This is a genomic window from Comamonas sp. Tr-654, from assembly GCF_011752915.1.
Classification (GTDB): Bacteria; Pseudomonadota; Gammaproteobacteria; order Burkholderiales; family Burkholderiaceae_C; genus Comamonas.
Genome location: NZ_VWWQ01000001.1, coordinates 1,071,674 through 1,088,640 on the forward strand (window position 1 = coordinate 1,071,674; position 16,967 = coordinate 1,088,640).

13 protein-coding genes are annotated in these 16,967 nt (G+C 59.5%); 4 read left to right on the forward strand and 9 right to left on the reverse strand.

Translation table 11 applies throughout. The features are described 5' to 3' along the window. Nucleotides 1–4 precede the first annotated feature (4 nt). The 3 genes from F3J24_RS04905 (at nt 5) to F3J24_RS04915 (ending at nt 1,513) form a co-directional block, all read left to right on the forward strand. Entirely contained in the window at nt 5–223 is a 219-nt protein-coding gene (locus F3J24_RS04905; protein ID WP_003053604.1) for a hypothetical protein, read from the forward strand. A gap of 23 nt (nt 224–246) precedes the next feature. Then, nucleotides 247–510, forward strand: coding sequence for a translation initiation factor IF-1 (gene infA, locus F3J24_RS04910; RefSeq protein ID WP_003061434.1), 264 nt, complete (start codon nt 247–249; stop codon nt 508–510). Between the two features lie 691 nt (nt 511–1,201). Next, a complete protein-coding gene (locus F3J24_RS04915; RefSeq protein ID WP_167003166.1) occupies nt 1,202–1,513 on the forward strand; it encodes a hypothetical protein in 312 nt (103 codons plus the stop codon). Nucleotides 1,514–1,520: 7 nt separating this feature from the next. Here the strand turns inward: F3J24_RS04915 and F3J24_RS04920 are convergent, their stop codons facing one another. Then, nucleotides 1,521–2,450, reverse strand: a complete 930-nt coding sequence (locus tag F3J24_RS04920) for a LysR family transcriptional regulator (RefSeq protein ID WP_167003168.1) — start codon at nt 2,448–2,450, stop codon at nt 1,521–1,523. A 119-nt stretch (nt 2,451–2,569) separates the two neighbouring features. Here F3J24_RS04920 and F3J24_RS04925 point away from each other — a divergent pair, with 119 nt between their 5' ends. Further along, on the forward strand, nt 2,570–3,559 hold the full coding sequence (locus tag F3J24_RS04925) for a bile acid:sodium symporter family protein (protein ID WP_167003170.1): 990 nt from the start codon (nt 2,570–2,572) through the stop codon (nt 3,557–3,559). A gap of 69 nt (nt 3,560–3,628) precedes the next feature. On the opposite strand, the gene F3J24_RS04930 is transcribed toward F3J24_RS04925, so the two are convergent. The 8 genes from F3J24_RS04930 to F3J24_RS04965 all read right to left on the reverse strand — a co-directional run bounded on the left by F3J24_RS04930 (nt 3,629) and on the right by F3J24_RS04965 (nt 16,965). After that, nucleotides 3,629–5,611 (reverse strand): LapD/MoxY N-terminal periplasmic domain-containing protein, encoded by a 1,983-nt coding sequence (locus F3J24_RS04930; RefSeq protein WP_240154247.1) that lies wholly within the window; start codon nt 5,609–5,611, stop codon nt 3,629–3,631. Nucleotides 5,612–5,676: 65 nt separating this feature from the next. After that, the gene (locus F3J24_RS04935; RefSeq protein WP_167003172.1) at nt 5,677–6,405 is read right to left on the reverse strand and encodes a transglutaminase-like cysteine peptidase; all 729 of its coding nucleotides are present in this window, start codon (nt 6,403–6,405) and stop codon (nt 5,677–5,679) included. A 232-nt stretch (nt 6,406–6,637) separates the two neighbouring features. Further along, on the reverse strand, nt 6,638–10,501 hold the full coding sequence (locus F3J24_RS04940; RefSeq protein ID WP_167003174.1) for a retention module-containing protein: 3,864 nt from the start codon (nt 10,499–10,501) through the stop codon (nt 6,638–6,640). Between the two features lie 264 nt (nt 10,502–10,765). Then, nucleotides 10,766–11,404 carry a response regulator transcription factor gene (locus F3J24_RS04945; protein WP_167003176.1) on the reverse strand — a complete coding sequence of 213 codons (639 nt, stop codon included), beginning with the start codon at nt 11,402–11,404 and terminating at the stop codon, nt 10,766–10,768. A gap of 33 nt (nt 11,405–11,437) precedes the next feature. Then, on the reverse strand, nt 11,438–12,850 hold the full coding sequence (locus F3J24_RS04950; RefSeq protein WP_167003178.1) for an HlyD family type I secretion periplasmic adaptor subunit: 1,413 nt from the start codon (nt 12,848–12,850) through the stop codon (nt 11,438–11,440). Beyond that, nucleotides 12,847–14,985: a type I secretion system permease/ATPase gene (locus F3J24_RS04955; protein WP_167003503.1), complete on the reverse strand. Its 2,139-nt coding sequence runs from the start codon at nt 14,983–14,985 to the stop codon at nt 12,847–12,849. Before F3J24_RS04955 ends, F3J24_RS04950 begins: the two co-directional genes overlap by 4 nt. Nucleotides 14,986–15,161: 176 nt before the next feature. Beyond that, on the reverse strand, nt 15,162–15,398 hold the full coding sequence (locus F3J24_RS04960; protein WP_167003180.1) for a hypothetical protein: 237 nt from the start codon (nt 15,396–15,398) through the stop codon (nt 15,162–15,164). Nucleotides 15,399–15,441: 43 nt separating this feature from the next. Then, nucleotides 15,442–16,965 (reverse strand): TolC family outer membrane protein, encoded by a 1,524-nt coding sequence (locus tag F3J24_RS04965; protein ID WP_167003182.1) that lies wholly within the window; start codon nt 16,963–16,965, stop codon nt 15,442–15,444. Between the last annotated feature and the right edge of the window lie 2 nt (nt 16,966–16,967).

The window sequence follows — 16,967 nt, forward strand, 5'->3', positions numbered from 1 at the left end:
CGATATGCACACAGAACAAATCACAGAGCGTGTCGGCAACTACATTGTGACTGCCCTCACCCAAATGACTCACTCCGGCAAGGTTGCTGCAGCGGTCTCCATCCGACGCGGAACCTATGACCGGATTTTCAGGTTTATCCGCCAGTTCGACACCCCGGACATGGCCAGCAAATATGCACTCGCCGAAGGGCGCAGCATGGTGCTGGACAACCAGTTGAACTGACCTTTTTGTTGAAAGGAAATGTTTTGGCCAAAGAAGAATTGATTGAAATGCAAGGCAGAGTGGACGAAGTTTTGCCGGACGCCCGTTTTCGTGTAACGCTGGACAACGGCCACCAGCTGATTGCCTACTCCGGCGGCAAGATGCGCAAGCACCGCATTCGCGTGCTGGCAGGCGACAAGGTAACGCTGGAGATGTCTCCCTACGATCTGAACAAGGGTCGCCTGACCTTCCGTCACATCGAGCGCTCCAACAACAGCAATCCCGCGCCGCAGCAGCGCCGTCACTAAGCATCAGCAGCGGATCTGGTGGAGGCCCAGACCACCAGCTTCGGCACTGCGCAAGCGCCCGCTCAGCAGCAGTATCGCGCCAACATCAGGGCTCTGGCCCCGGAATTCGCTTGAGGCAGGCTCGCGCCACCTGGCGGCAGATGCTGCATTACATACGGAGTCGGCGGTCAGCCTTGACCGACATCCCTCAGGCATGCGGAAGCCGGAGCAGCAAGGCTGCGACCGGCCTCACCCCCCTCCAAGAACTCTGCGCCCCATGGCATGGCTGCTACCGCCCTGCTGATGGTGCCGTACTGTCAGGCAATCAAGGTCATCTTCGAACTGGCCTTGCAGGCATCCCGGCACCGCTGCCCGGGAGGAATGCCTGGACCCGGAAGCCATGGCATTCACGGGTTCGCATCTACCGTGGTCCAGGTCAAAACAGCCTTCGATGAAAAGCTACTTAATACATAGCTTCTTCCGCTTTCCAGTTCTCCATTTCAGATAAAAAACAGTTTGAAGTTCCTGTATTTCGTGCGCAAGGCGCTCATATTTTTTATAAGCATGGAACGACAACCCACGCTCAAGGCACAGCCACAGCGCGAAGTGCGCTCATGAATTGATACAGTCTCGTCGGTACATTGCGCTTATGCTCGCAGCGTTTTGAACACCGATACGGCCATGGCCCCAGCCTTGGACTGCCCTACCCAGAATGAAGAAAACCCTTGCTCTTGTCTCCATCTGCCTGCCCATGGTGCTGATTGCCGCGCCTCTGACCAGCCTGGCACATGACCGCCACCATCACCACAAGCGCGAGCACAAGGAAGAGTACTGGGATGGCCAGTGCAAGGTGGAGCGCAAGTGGAAGAGCAATGGCGAGTACAAGGAAAAGCGCAAGTGCAGGAGCCGTCCCGCGGCCTACCATGCGCCCCAGCCCGTGTACATAGCGCCGCCCCAGCCGGTCTATGTTGCGCCGCAACCGCAAGGGCTGGTGATTGATTCGCGCATTGTGCTCAGACCCTGAGCCGCTATTAGTCGAGCAGGCTGACGGCCTCTGCCGCAATCAGATCCCAGACCAGATGCGCGACGGGCGATAGTTCACGCTGCTGGCGCTTGACCAGCATGATGCTGCGCTGCACCCGGGGCAACAGAGGACGGCTGACCAGGACCGCTCCGCCAGCCGCCGCGGCAGTGGCGACCTGCGCAGCCCAGGCCGAAGGAATGGCGAGACGCGGCACCACGCTCAGACCCAGACCCTGCTGCACCATGCTGTAGATGGTGGTCGTATGCCCCACCTCCTGAACCACCGATGCCGTCGCGCCATGGGCCTGCAGCGCGGAATCGATCAGGCGGCGACTGCCCGATGCATGGTCCAGCAGCACTAGGGACTCGCCCGCCAGCTGTGCCCAGTGCACCTCTTTCTTGCGTGCCAGGCCATGCGAGGAAAGACAGACCAGACAAAAGGGCTCAGCCAGAATGGTCTGCGCATGCAGATCCTGTTTCTCGGAAGGGTCGATCACCACGCCAAAATCCACCTCGCCGCTGCGCACACTGAGCAGCACATCGCTTTGAATGCGATCGAGCAACTGGATATTGACGCCCGGCGACTGCTGCCTGCCGCGTGCAATGCATTGCGGCATCAGGTGGGCGGAAAGCGTGGGACTGCTGGCCACCTTGACCCGGCCCTTGCGCTGTGTCGCCAGGCCCTGAACCTCCAGCAGACAGGCATCCAGATCGTCCAGCACGCGTGAGAGATTGCCCAGCAACAGGCGCCCGGCTTCGGTCAGCTCCACCTCACGTGTGGTGCGATGCAGCAGCAGCAAACCCATGGCTTGCTCCAGGTCCGTCACATTGCGGCTGACGGCAGGCTGAGTCAAGGCCAGGGCGTCGGCGGCGCGGCTGAAACTGCTGCTTTGGGCCACTGCCACAAAGGCACGCAGTTGACGCAGACTGATATTCATATCAAAAAATTATAGGTCTATCGAATAAATCCATTTCTCTTTTAAATGGATTGCGTGTCCAATACGCAGCCATCGCGCACCGACCCGGTGCCTTGCATGGATGGCTTCAGCTCAAGAATATGTCTCGCCCCCGCTTTCTCCCCGATAACTTCACGCTGGCACTGATTGCCACCGTCGTCTTCGCCAGCTTTCTGCCCGCATCGGGCCAGGTGGCTGAATATGTGGAACTTGTCACCACCGGCATCGTCAGCCTGCTGTTCTTTCTGCACGGCGCCAAGCTTTCGCGCCAGGCCATCCTGGCGGGCATAGGCCACTGGCGCCTGCATGTCTGGATCTTCATCGCCACCTTTGTGCTGTTCCCCGTTCTGGGGCTGGCACTGCGCCCGGTGCTTTCGCCCCTGGTCACCACCGAGATGTATATCGGCGTGCTGTTTCTCTGCACCCTGCCCGCCACCGTGCAATCGGCGATTGCCTTCACTTCCATGGCGCGCGGCAATGTGCCTGCCGCCGTGTGCAGCGCATCGGCCTCCACTTTGCTGGGCATTCTGGTCACCCCGATTCTGGTGAGTCTGGTCCTGCACAAGAATGCGGAAGGCGGCGATGCCTTGCATGCCATTGGCAAGATTGCCATGACGCTGCTACTGCCCTTTGTCATCGGCCATCTGATGCGCCCCCTGATCGGCGGCTTCCTGCAGCGTCGCGCCTCCATCATCAAGCTGGTGGACCAGGGCTCCATCCTGTTTGTGGTTTACGCCGCCTTCAGCGCCGCAGTGATCAGCGGCCTGTGGAAACAGACGCCGATTCCCTCGCTGCTGGGCTTGATCGTGCTGTGCTGCATTCTGCTGGCCGCCGTGCTTTTCATCACCACCTGGGGCGCACGTCGCCTTGGCTTCAGCAAGGAAGACGAGATCACGCTGGTCTTCTGCGGCTCCAAGAAGAGCATGGTCAGCGGCATTCCCATGGCCAATGTGCTCTTTCCTGCCGCGTCCGTGGGCGCGATCGTGCTGCCGCTGATGCTGTTCCACCAGATCCAGCTCATGGTCTGCGCTGTGCTGGCACAGCGCTATGCCAGGCGAGTCCAGATTGCCGATCAGACCAAGACCGATTAGGATCCCATGACACACAAAAAAAGGGGCGCATCATGCGCCCCTTTTTTTACGCTTTGGAGAATTCGCCGTTCAGACGGCCAGCGTCAACGCGTTTTGCCGGTGCAGCAGTTGCGCGGTCTCCGCATTGACGGAGTCGTTGACCACCACCTGGATTCCCAGTGCTGTCGCGGTCTCGGCGATGGCTTGCAGCAGATGCAGGGCACCGGGGCTCTGGGCGGCCTGCTCCGAGAACTCGCTGCCCAGCTTCACATAGCGCAGCGGCAAGGTGTGGAGCTTGGTCAGGCCCATGGGCTGCTGATCCAGACGGCGCAATCCCACGCCGACACCGACCAATGCCATGGCCCGGCAGAATTCGGCCACCTCATCGGGATAGGCCGTCAGTCCGTGCGCATCCAGCTCCAGACAGAGCAGGGACAGGCGATGCTCCCACTTCTGTGCACTCAGCTCCTCACGCAGTCGGCCCAGAAAGTCGGGCTGGGCCAATGATGGCAAGGAGATTCGAATGACCAGCTCGCAATCGTTTTGCTCAAGCCACTCCGCCCCAAGGGCCACCGCTCGCAAATCGAACTCTGCCGACAGGCCCAGGCGCACGGCCACCGGCAGGAACAGCGATCCCATCAAGGTCTCGCCGAAAGCAGTGCGCAGCGAGAGCGACGCTTCGCCGCGCTCCTGCATCCCGTTGCGCCCCTTGAATTGCAGCGGCTGAACGGACAGGGAAAGCGCATCCTGCGCCTCCAGGGCCGCAATCAGCATTTGACGCCACAAGGTTTCTCCGGCCAGATCGGACACCACCTCTTCATCGCCGTAGGCCACATATTCCACCTCGGCCTGGCCCGAACTCTCGGCACGCATCAGACCGTAGTCCAGCCTTGCAAGCACGCCGGTCACCGAGCTCGATGCCGAGTAATCGGTCAAGGCAAAGCTCCAGCGGCACCACTGACCGCTGCTCAAGGTCACGCGCATGGACAACAGCACCTGCCGGATCTGCTGCACCAGCGACATGGCCTGAGGCCCCGCCAGGGCCGGCATGAGCACCACAAAGTCCGAGCCATTGAGGCGCGCCAGCTGCGCCTTGCAGTCGGCATGACTCTTCAACACCTGATTGACCTGCTCACCCATCGCAGCCAGCCAGGCATCGGCGCTGGCTCGCGACATCTGCGCATTCAGGGCCAGCAGATCGCGCTGGCGAAACAGCATCACATGGCCATGCGCCGCCAGGCCATCGGCTCCGCTGAGCGCGCGGCGCAGCTCGTTGACAAAATACTTGCGGTTAGGCAGCTGGGTAACCGGATCGCGATTGACCTCTATCTCCAGCGATTCGATACGTGCCATTTGCTCCAGCGCCGTTGCCTGCACCCGCTCACGGGTATCCGCAATGGCGCTGAGCACCGGCACCAGCTCGGCCACTGCGGCCTTAACGGGCTGCGCCGATTCCGCCTCATCCGGCTGGCGGCCAATTGCCTGAACCTGTGCCGAGATTTCCTGCTGCAAGACCTTGCGGAACCAGCGAAACAGCAAGACCACAAAGAAAGCCCAGGCCAACCCGGCCAGCACAACCACTCCAGCCAGACGCACGCTGCTGCCCCAGAGCGCCTGGCTGGCATAGCTGTCGTCCACCACCAGCGTCAGCTGCCCGACCTGCTTCCAGCCATCGCTGATCACACGCTCAGCCTTTGGCGAGCGCAGCGGCAGCATTTCGACAAACCACCGCGGAGCAGCGCTTTGCCTGGGTTTAGCTGCGGCGGCACTCTCGGTCGTGCCGTTGTCGCGCCGGCGCTCGAACAAGGTTTCGCCCTGGGGCGAGGCCAGGCGAATCAGCTTGAACTGTCCGCCATCGAACAAGGCCATCATCAGCAGCTCCTGGGTGACCGGGTCCTGATTGGCCGGCTGCGACAGAGACAAGGCCAGCGACGAGGCTGCGTTCTCGCTTTCGGACTGCAACTGCCCATCCAGATACTGGCGCGCGGCGCCAATGCTGAACGCCAGGGTGCCGATCAAGATGGCCACAATGGCCACCGTCACGCTGATCAAAAGTTGTTTCAACAACGACATCTTGCTGCCTTATCTGTGTCGACCATTCAATATGGCTTCGCCGCCCGCACTGCGGAACATCGCATTCATGGCAAAAAACCTTCCTGCTTCATGCGCGCCAACAAATCGCGCCAACGCGTAATTCGGTCCACCGACGTGGTCTGTGCACCCGCGACATAGACACCCTGAGCATTGAAGCTGAACACGGGAGTCAAATCCTTGCGCTGGCTGGCTGGCATGATGTTGTCCAGCAAGCTGTCCATCACCAGCGGCTCGGCAGCAGGTGTCTCGTAATAGCCCAGCACCATATGCGCAATGCTCTGCGTACTGCCCACGCCACCCAGGCGCGCGCGTACATAGATCAGGCGCAGTTTCTCTACCGCCACTCCCAGGCGCAGCAGCGAGAAATACTTGCCAATCACGTAGTCCTCGCAGTCCCCCGCCCCCTTGCCCAGCGTCTCCAGCGGCGTGGCCCAATAGTCCGGCTGGGACCAGAGCATGCTGTCCTCCGATTGCAGCACCGCGCGGTTCCAGAACGTGTTGACGGCCGGCAGCTGCTGCTGCAACGGCCTGTCTTTCTGAGCCTGCAGCATCGCCAGCCACTGCCCCAGTCTCTGCACACCGGCACTGCCATAGCGCGACTGCATGGTGCTCTGCAGCCGTTCGCTGTCGAAATCCAGCGCAACGGCTTCAAAGCCCTTCTGCAGCGCCCAGCCCCCGACAATCGCCGAGCCATACAAAAGCATGCCTCTGCGCGACAGACGTTGCGTTCTTTCCACGGAATGTGGAAACAGTAGGCTGGGTGAAGTGCTCAATCGAGTTGCAGGAAGAGCAAGCGCCCAAGACAGAATCTGCTTGAAACGCCTGTAGATATTGTGATAACCGCTATGAATCTTGATAGTTCCGAAAGAACACGCACAAGACCCGACGCTCACAAATGTAACCAATCATGCAAGCTCTGAAAACGACCTGACAATCACGCCCAGGCAAGGCGGCAGAAAGCTTGATATTTCAAGACCTCTGCCGGCCCTCGCCGGGGCCCTCTTATCAGGTGTGGTCGATCTTGAGCTTGCCCTGATCGATCAGTTGCTTGATCAGGGCATTCTGATCCTGGCTACCTCCAGTCAGATCCACCCCTTCCAGCACGATCTTCTGGTTGAAGCTGCTTCCATCTGCGGCCAGTCCGCCCGTGGTCGATACCTTGATCACCGTATCGATGGTGTGACCATCATTCTCAACCTTGGTCGAGATGTTCAGGTACTTGCTCAGATCGCTGGAATTCTCCTCCCCTTGCAGCAGATCATTCAGCACCAGCTTGTCGTTACCTGATTTGCCAAAGTTCTGCACCACATCCTGAGTAGGAGAAGTCACCGTGCCATGATCCGAACTGGTCCAGACAAACCAGTCGTCCTTATCGGAACCCAGCAAGGTATCGCCATTGGGCGTGCCGTAGACCTCATGGACGGCATCGGCCGGCGCCGACCCTGAGATAACGGCCGTCGCACCCGAGTTATTCGACGCATTGAGCGTCACTGTCAGGTAAGCCTCCGCATGACTGCCATCCGCCGCCAACACCTTGTAGGTAAATACATCCTGCTGTGTCTGGTAGATATCCCCGTTCGGCGATGTCGATGGCGTATAGCTGTAGCTACCATCCTTGCTGATATGCAGCACGCCATAGTCGCCCTGGATATCGACACCAGATGCAGTTGCAGTCTTCCAGCTCACGCCGTGATCATGAGATACGGACAAAGTCGTACCGCTATCAGCATGATCGTTGGTCAATACGTTGCCGCTCACAGAGGTAGATGTCCAAGCCACGGAGTCGGGTGTGGTCACCTTGAAGTTATCGAGCGTGACAGTCAGACTGCTACCGCTTGTCGAATCATTCACATCGATGTAGATCCGGTAGACGGTGTTTGCTTCCAGAGCGTTGGTTGTGATCACTCCCGTTCCAGTAATGGAGTTCAAGATTGAGCTTGCGCCTGACTGTTGAACGGCGGACCAAGTGCTGTCTGCATTCAGCTTGTACAACGTCCAGGTCACGGAATCTTTGATCGACCCGCTCACGTTGTAGTTACTGAATCCCGACACTTGGAACTGCAGAATCTCGCCTGCCTGGCTTCCTGTGGTGTAGTTCGGTGTCAGCAGTCTCGTATCGGTGCTGGTGGAAGATGCATCCTGCAACTGCAGGGCGCCATTATTCAGACGGAATTCTCCACTGTTCGTGCTGAACGTCTCATTGGAAACCCAGCCCGTTTTAGAGGCCGCGCTTGTTACCCATACCTGATCGTTAGTGCTTGCAGATGCTGTGACCGTTGCAGGGGTTGACCATTTCCAGGCTGTCGTGTTGCTCTTGTTTACGCCATCCACCGAGCTGCTTGATGAGAAGTCCTGAGCCAAGGTATATGTGACTGCTGCAACCTTGGACGCAGTCAACGTAGCCGATGCAACATCGCTTGCTGCCAAAACTGTCCCTGTCGACGTGGAGGACGAATTAGTATCCGAGCCATCTTGCACCGTCCCTGTCACGGTAATGGCGGTAGAAGTCACGTTATCGGGAACGGTAACGTTCAAGCCCGTAATCGTCACGGCCTTGGTCACACTGTCGACCTGTACGGAGTAATTGCCGTTGCTCTGCAAAGGCAGCTCCCAATGCGTCGCATCGATTTGCGTACCCGCAGAAAGTGTCACGCCCTTGGCAACCTCCACCACAACCTTGCTGACGGACTCCGAGTAATCAATATCCGTTGGCGTCACGGTAATAGTGGCAGGGTATGTCACCGCAGTCGTGTAGGTCACCTTGTTGATGAGGTAGTCATCATTGACACGCGGGGCATCAAACACAATCTTGCTGATGATGCTTCCAGCTGGAACACTCAGGCTGAACTGCGTGTCCACTCTGTCGGTCCCGCCCTTGACAAAGCCATACAGACCGCCTGTAGTGGCATTGCCATTGGCGTCGTAACCCAAAGCAACTGCCTTGCCCGCCTCGTCAAACATCTGATAGCGAGCCCACTCCCCAGAAGCCAGCCAAGCAAACTGCACCGTGATTGTCGTCACAGGCGTGTTGAACTGAATGGCCAGAGATTCGGAGCGGCCTGAGCCGTTGCCGATTTCCGCATCATCACCGGACGCGGATCCCTTTACGCCAAAGCCATCGTGATCCGTCCCTTTGATACTGTTGCTCACCGTGCCTTTGGTGCCATCGGCGTTGTAAGCCGTTACGGTATGTCCAGCCTTCGAGTCCAGCACGTTATACACATCGATGTATGTCGTGATCGGCACTGACCCGGCACCCAGAACCACGCTGACCAATGGCTTGTCGGCTACGGGCGTCACATCAATATCCAGCGTGCTGGTGACCCCTGTATTCGTGGTGTAGGTCACGGTCGGAACCTTGCCGCTCCAATCGTGGCTTGGCGTAAAGACATAGCCGCCATTCGCTGCCACAGTGATTGTTCCTACAACCTTGCCCGCATCCATCACGTTCACGGCACCCGCACCCACGCTATAGGTCGAGCCGTTGACACTAAAGCTTGCAACAGCAAGGGTTCCACCCGAGACATAGCCCTCGTCGTTGAGCAACACATTACCGGACACAGCATGGTCTTCGGTCGTCGTGTTTTTATCCGGGAAAGCATCGTTTGCCCCGTTGATCTGGAAGGTGACGCTGTTGCTGCGCTGGTCACCGTCCTTGTCGGTGAGCGTGTAGCCCATGGTCACGGTGATGGTTTGGCCGTTGTTCAGCGCCTGGGTGGCAGGCTTGCTGTTGTCCAGCTCGAACTTCCAGCTGCCGTCGGCGTTTTGCGTGAGCTTGCCGTAGTCGCTGAGGTTGACCGTGGTGGCGCCCAGCTTGGCGCTGACGTTGCCCCAGCCGGTGGCGCCCGTGGTCGCTGCACCGTCGGCGCCGAAGCTGTTGCCGTTGGCTGCCGCCGGAGCGACTGTGCCGCTCAAGGTGTTTTGTGCAGCATCTTCGGTCAGCGAGCCAGCGTTGATGCTGTTGGCCACCGGAGTGTCGTCCACGATGGTGATGACGATGTTGCCGCTGGCGGTGCTGCCGCCTTGGCCGCCGACCGTCACGGCGATGGTGTCGGTGACGCTGGCGTTGTTGGCGCCTTGGTCGTTGGTTTGCGCTGTGTTGAGCGTGTAGCTGTAGTTCAGCGTGACGCTGCCGTTGGCGTTGGTCGTCACCGAGGTCACGGTCAGGGTGCTGCCGTCGGCCGTGGTGATGCTCTTGCCCATCCAGTCGGCGGTCGTGTGGGTGGTGCCGCCAATGGTCACGTCCTTGATGCCGTCGGTGGCGCTCACGGTCACCGAGCCCGTGGTGGTCTTGCTGGCGTCGTTGACCAGCACGCCGTGCTCGTAGACTTGACCGGCCGTACCTCCTGCATTGCCTCCCACCTCAACGCCGGCAACACCAGAAGATCCTGCAAGAAGCCCTCCGCTCAAACGCTCTTGCAATGGAGTCGGCATTGCTGTCCGAGGATATTCCAACGCTAAAGGAGAAATGTTCTCAATGATGCTGGAGAGGCGCACAAAAGTGCTGCCGCCTTCGCTACCGCCGGACAATGTGGCCGCCGTGGGATCCAGCTCATCGAATGGGTCCCCGCCAGCATTGATGGCCGCAATGATCTGGTCGATCTCGGTGCTCGCGGGACTCGCTACAGCAGCCTCTTCCACTGTAGGCGGCTGAACCAGATCAGCGGTGAGATGCACATCCTGGTTCTCGCCCACAATCAGCGGTGGCTGCCCATCCGCCTGCAACTGCACAGTGCTACCGGACGCCGTAACGATCTCGGCATCGGCGGGGATACGCATGCCTTCATGGAGTACCGTCAGATTGCCATCAGGACCACGCATCCAAGCCTGGCCAGTGAGTTTGGTAACGAGAACGGTTTGAGCTGCCATGAGGGTCTGCCTATCCAGTCAGATTAAAAAGTGAAGGTGCACAAGGGCACCTGTCCAATAATTCAACCGACATAGTAGAAGCCAACACCCCACTGCACTATTGGCGTCGAAGCCAATCGGGATCGGTTTTATTCGCTGTCTGCTGCCGAACATCAAAAAAGCCTGAAGCCTGCAATATGCAGGCTTCAGGCTTTTTAGAAGCAGGCGCTCAAAGAGGCAACGCCGGAAGTGACTATGTCGGCATCGGCAACGCCAAAGTCGGTCTCAGGCCAGCTGCCTACGCCCAATGCCGTGAACTTTCAATGTCAGCATCAATCGATCCTGCACCTGCAGTTTCTCAAAAACAGCCGACAGATGGGCGCGCACGGTGCGCTCGCTGATCGACATGCGCTCGGCTATCTCGGCATTGCTGTCACCCAGCGATGCATAGCGTGCAACCTCCTGCTCGCGTGCGGACAATGGCTCAGCCCAGTCCGACTCCTGCTCGGGCAGGCGGGCATCCACATCGCGCAACAAGCGCTGCAGCAGAGAACGACCGAGCCAGATGTTGCCGCCAGCCATGCTTTGCAACATCCTCGACAGCACTTCCGAGCCCGATTGCGCATGGGCATAGCCACATGCTCCGCGGGACAGCAAGTTCCGCCCCTCCTCATCGCTGGGACGGTTGCTGAGAACCAGAACCTGAAGATCCTTCAGCAGCTCAGGCCAACGTGAAGCAGTCGACTCCGGCAAGGATGGCAGTGCTGCATCCAGCACCACCACGGTACGGCCTTGCTGCTTCCAGCGTTGCAAATCGGCCAGACTCTGGCCGCGCGCAGGCATCCACTGAGGGCCTGCGATCTGCTGCCATTCCTGCCACAGCGTGGCGTCCTGGGTCAGCATCAATACAGGCAAGGCATTCATAGAGTTCCTTTTTAATTGTTGGTGATCCATGAACTAACGTTCGATCAAGGCATTGGACTTGGCACGCAGAATCGGCTTGAGCAGATACTGCATCAAGGTGCGCTTGCCCGTGAGGATGTGCACTTCCGCCTGCATGCCGGGAATGATGGGACGAGAGTCATCACCCACATGAGCCTTGTCCGTGCGCACCTTCACGACATAGAAGGAATTGCCTTTCTCGTCCGTCACGGTGTTGGCACCGATCTGCTCCAATTTCCCCTGCAAACCTCCGTAGATGGCAAAGTCATAGGCCGTGAACTTCACCTCCGCCTGCTGACCAAAGTGCAAGAAACCGATGTCGCGTGGATTGACCTGCACTTCCATCAACAAGGTGTCATCCAGCGGCACGATGTCAAGGATGTCCTTGCCAGGCTGCACGACACCGCCCACGGTATTGGCCATCAAGGTATTGACCGTGCCGCGCACAGGCGAGCGCACCTCGGCCAGCTTGACCCTATCCTCCAGTGCCACCTTGCCTTGCTCCAAAGTCCCCAGTTTGGCCTGGGTGTCTGAGAGCTCGGAGCGGGACTGGTTACGCATATTCAGCTCGGACTCCTGGATCTTGCGTTCCGCTTCCTGAATCGCCGCCTGAATACGCCCGATCTGTGCACCGGCTGCCTTGGCCTCGCCACAGAAGCGAGCCACATCGCGTTGCAGGCGAAGCAAATCCACTTCGGACACCGCACCACTCTTGAGCAAGGGGCGGGTCACCGAAAGCTCTTCGGACGTCAAACTGCAGCTGGACGCGGCCTGGTCCCGGTTGGCCTGGGTTTCGCGCAACTCCTGCTGACGCTGACGCAACTGGTCACGCGCAATATTGACATTGGTGTTGAGCTCCTGGGAGCGGCTCTCAAACATGCGCCGCTCCATCTCCACCAGCTGAGGCGCCAGCGCCTGTACATCCTCCGGAGCCTTGAAGGGTTCGCCCGATGCCAGGGCCTGAAGGCGCGCAGCCTTGGCCTTCAATGCCAGCAGTTCGGCCTTGTTCTCCCCCAGGGACGAACTGTAGCGCGTTGGATCGATACGCAAGATGACCTGACCCTGCTCCACATGCTCGCCGGGATGCACCAGAATTTCCTTGACGATGCCGCCGTCCAGGCTCTGCACCACCTGAACCTGACGCGAGGGAACCACCTTGCCCTGGCCTCGAACCACTTCGTCAATGCGGCCCAGACAGGCCCAGAGCACCAGAATCAGCACAGTGACCAAGGCCACCCATATCAGCAGGCGAGAGCCGCGCGCCTGCTGCTGCCCCGCCGCCCACTGCGCATCGGCCTTGAGATCTTCCGGCTGATGCGTTCCCACCACCTCGCTACCGTCAAGCAGCCATCGCTCCAGCCGCGACCAGCGCGCCTTGAGTGCATTGCTGAAGCGCGAGGGCTTCTTCTCCGCTTTGGACTCGCTCATGCTCGCCCTCCTACTCCGCCAATCCGTCCTTGTTTCAAGGCCTCGATGACCTGCTCCTTGCCACCATCGGCAACGATCTTGCCGCCATCGATCACAATCAACCTGTCAACCAGGGTCAACAAGGCCGTGCGATGCGTGACCAGCAAAATGGTCTTGTCCTCGGCAGCCTCTTCCAGCCGCCGCTTGAGCTGTGCTTCGCTCTGGTTGTCCAGATTGCTGCTGGGCTCATCCAGCAGCAATATGGCCGGGTCGTTGATCAGGGCACGGGCGACCGCAATGGATTGGCGCTGGCCGCCAGAGAGCGACTCGCCACGCTCGCCCACCAACATGTCATAGCCCTTGGGGTTGCGCGCCACAAACTCATCCACGCCGGCAATACGCGCCGCATGCAACATATCGGACTCGCCCGCGAATGGTGCCCCTACCAGCAGGTTGTGCTTCAAGCTGCCATAGAACAGCATCGGATCCTGCGGCACATGTCCGATGGCCCGGCGCAGGTCCACGGGATCGATCTGGCGAGCATCCACTCCATCGATCAGCACCGAGCCCTCAGTGGGCTGATACAGACCCAGAACCAGCTTTTCCAGCGTGGTCTTGCCCGAGCCAATACGCCCGATGATGCCAACCCTTTCTCCGGGCCGGACCGAAAAGCTCACGCCTGAAAGACTGGCCTGTTCGCTGCCTGGATAGCTGAAGCTGACATTGCGAAATTCGATGGCACCACGCAGATCCGGACGCGAGACGAACTCCCGGTCCGCTTCGTGCTCGACCGGCATCTTCATATAGTTGTCGATGGAATTGAGCGAGGTGCGTGCATTGTGGAACTGCATCATCAGCCCTGCAACCTGACCGAAGGGCGCCAGGCAGCGCCCCGCAATCATGGAGGCCGCAATGATGCCGCCCATGGACAGTGCCGAATCCTGCACCTGGTACACACCGACGATGACTACTGCCACGGTAACCAGTTGCTGCAGGGTCTGGACGAAGTTCACCGTGCCCGACGAAATGAACTTGATCTTGCCGCCCATATAGGCGATGTACTGGGTAGAACTCTCCCACAGACGCTGCACGCCGCCTTGGGCGTTGAGCGTCTTGACCGCCTCCAGGTTGGTCAGCGACTCCACGAGCAGCGCGTTGCGCTGAGACGAGGCCTGAAAGGTCTTGAGCGTCAGACTCTCCATGCGCGCCTGGGCCCAGAAGGAGACCAACAAGATCGCGGCAATCGCGACCAAGGGAGGAATCAGCATCCAGGGCGAAACCCAGGCAATCGCCACCAGGAACAGCAGCACAAAGGGCAGATCCACCAGGGTCGTCAAGCTGGCAGACGCAATAAAGTCGCGAACCGACTCAAACGAGCGTAGATTGGCCGCAAACGAACCAACGGATGCAGGCCGGCTTTCCATGCGCAAGTCCAGGACCCGCTCCATGATCTGCGCGGACAACTGGACATCCACACGCTTGCTCGCCGCATCCACGACATAGGCACGCGTCGTCGTCAGCACGAAGTTGAAGATCAGCACCAAGGAAATGCCGATCGCCAGTACCCACAGTGTTTCCACCGCGTTGTTGGGCACCACGCGGTCATACACATTCATGCTGAACAAGGGCATGGCCAGCGCAAAGACATTGATGAGTACGGCAGCCAGCAGGGCATCGCGATACAGGCGCCGATTCTCCAGAATCACGGCCCAGAACCAGTGACTGCTGCGTGGCTCCATGCCTTGCTGCACGGAGCGCGGCTCGAAACGGAACTGCGGACGCACAAAGCACATCAGCCCCGCATAGTCCTGCTGCAAAACCTGAGCCTCGACCTCGACCGGACTCTCCGACTCCGGGTACTGCACGAGGAAGCGACCGCTCTCCTGGCCCCTGAGCAACAGACAGGCACGGCCGCCATGGAGAATCAAAATGGCCGGCAGCAATCCCTGAGGGACATCATCAAGACCGCGCTGCACAATGCGCGTGCTGAACTGCGCGCGAGCCGCGGCCCGAGCCAGTAACGAAGGCGTCAGACGCTGGTCCACCAGCGGCAGACCATTGCTCAGTGCCTGCGCGGTATAGGGCTTGCCATGCAGGTTGGTGAGCTGAACCAGGCAGTCCAGCAAGGGATCGGCATGGGTCTCATGGGCAGGCATGCGCCAATCTCCAGCCGGCGCATGTCCTGAGCCTCGCGCGCCCAGAAAGGCCGGGCCGGCCTGCTCCGCCGCCGTGTCCGGCGAAGCACCATGCCCTCGCTTCTGGGTCGCATCCGTACCGCTGACCGAGGGCAATGTAGGTTCAACGTCTGGTTTGGTCATCTTCAACAATCAACCTATAAAAGCTCTTCGTCATCATCAATCAAGTCCAGCGAATTGCGCATTCGCTGGCGCGCCTGCTTGCGCTGGCTCAGCTTCTCCAGCGCCTGTGGCGGAAGATCCGTCAAGCGCAAGGTTCCATTGGCAAGCAAGGCATCAATCAAGTCCTCCAGAACGCGGATGAAATCCGCATCCAGTGCCGACAGTTCCCGCCGGGAAGACCGCTCTGAAGGTGGTGAATCGCTTTTATCCATCTTGTTCAACTCCCACAAAAGATGCACCAGACGCCGACAGCCATCACTGGCGGACAGCGGCGGCCGGTGCTGGCACAGGAGCCGGAGCTTGTACAGGAGCGCCCTGCTCGGCCTCCATGTTGGCAGGCACCGGCGTCAGATTGGCGGTGTCCGGCACCGAGGACTTGCAGCTACGCAGCAGATCATCGGGCAAGGTGAGTGCCTGCTGCTCCTCTGGACGGCTATCGTCATGCGGCTGTGCGAGGCCCAGCACCGGCAGAATCTGGCTGGACAAAGTCAGCCACTGGTACTCGGCCTTTTTCAGGTCATATTGAGCATTGACCAGGGCGCGCTGCGCATCGAACAACTCGTTTTCCGTATTCAGCAGGTCCAGCAGTGAACGCTGACCGATCTTGAACTGCTGCTGATACGCCACGCGCACCTTGGCGGTAGAAAGCACATGCTCACGCAGGAACGGCGTTTGCTGACGCAGACGGGCCATGTTGTTCCAGGTAATCGACAGCTCCTGCTGAAGATTGCGACAGGTGTAATCGCGTACGTCCTGGGCTGCATAGCCCTGGGCGATCGTCTGGCGCAGACGTGCCTCGTCCGCACCGCCGCGATACAGGTTGTAGGTCAGCATCAGCTGCACTCTCGAGCTCTGCACATCCCAGTATGCCGGCGAGTTCTGGTCACGGTCACGCCCAGTGGATGCCAGCAGTTCCAGCTTGGGCATATGCGCCCCCTTGGCGGCCTTCTGACCTGCCTCGGCCGCCTGCACCAGGGCCTGCTTGGACAACAGCAGCGGGCTCGCACGCAGCGAATCGCCAAAATCCTTGGCAACCCCCGAGACGGGCAGCTTGCCGGTCACCTCGGGCACGGGATCCAATGTGGCCGCAGGATACTCGCCAACCACACGGCGATAGCGCTGCATCACATCGTTGAGGTTGTTGCTCTCGGTCATCAGATTGGTCTGTGCCAGGGACAAACGGCCGCTGGCCTGCTCCAGGTCCACACCGCGACCCACGCCGGACTGCTGACGCTCGCGCAGCTGGCCCAGCGTCACCTGGTGGGTGCCAAAGTTCTCACGCGCCAGCTTTTCCATTTCACGGTAGCGCTGCACATCCAGATAGGCCGCGACCACATCATTGGCCAGGTTTTCCGTGGTGGCACGCAGATCGTAGAACTTTGAAAGCTTCTCAAAGCCCAGCTGACGGATATTGCTGCTGGTGGTGAAACCATCAAAGATCAGCTGACGCAGCTGCAGATTCCATCCCGGACGGTTCCAGTTCTGCGATGGTGAATCCTGAATATGGCTGCGCCACTCGCGCCCGACCCAACCTTGCGCAGTGACTTGTGGACGCCAGCCACCCCGGGCAACGTTCTGACCTTCGGCGGACGAAGTGAAATCCTGAAATCGCGCCTGCACTTCCGGATGCGTCATCAGTGCCTGCTCCACCACTTTTTGCAGTGCGACACCTTGCTCGTTGGCTTGCTGTGCATTCATGGTTGTCTGGGCCATGCCTCCCATGGCCCACGAGGCCACACCCAAAGTGGCAATCACTTGTGCAATCTGACTGAATTTCATTG